The organism is Paraburkholderia sp. SIMBA_054 (assembly GCF_046534875.1).
Classification (GTDB): Bacteria; Pseudomonadota; Gammaproteobacteria; order Burkholderiales; family Burkholderiaceae; genus Paraburkholderia; species Paraburkholderia hospita.
Genome location: NZ_JAWRXV010000407.1, coordinates 1 through 338, shown reverse-complemented (window position 1 = coordinate 338; position 338 = coordinate 1). Strand labels below are relative to the sequence as shown.

At 60.7% G+C, this 338-nt stretch carries 1 protein-coding gene; it reads left to right on the top strand.

Going from position 1 to position 338, the window contains the following annotated elements; genetic code table 11:
* On the top strand, nucleotides 1-338 hold a 338-nt coding region (locus tag SB822_RS55685), incomplete at both ends, for a PAS domain S-box protein (RefSeq protein WP_410858923.1).

The following is a 338-nucleotide window of genomic DNA, read 5'->3' as shown; positions in this document are numbered from 1 at the left end:
ATCGATGTGATCTTTACCGCAGAGGACAGAGCGCAGGGCGCGCCGCTGGCGGAGCGAACCCAGGCCAAGGACACCGGGCGGGCCGAGGATGAACGCTGGCACGTGCGAAGCGACGGCAGGCGGATTTACTGCAGTGGCGTGATGACGCCAGTGGCGACCGACGACTTTAATGGCTACGCAAAAATCGCGCGGGACGTGACGGACCGCAAGAGCATCGAGAGCCAGCAGGCACTCAGACTCGAACTTGAACGGCGCGTCCGAGAGCGCGCTGAGTCGGCGAATCGTCAGAAAGACGAGTTTTTTGCCGTGCTGTCACATGAACTCAAAAATCCGCTGAA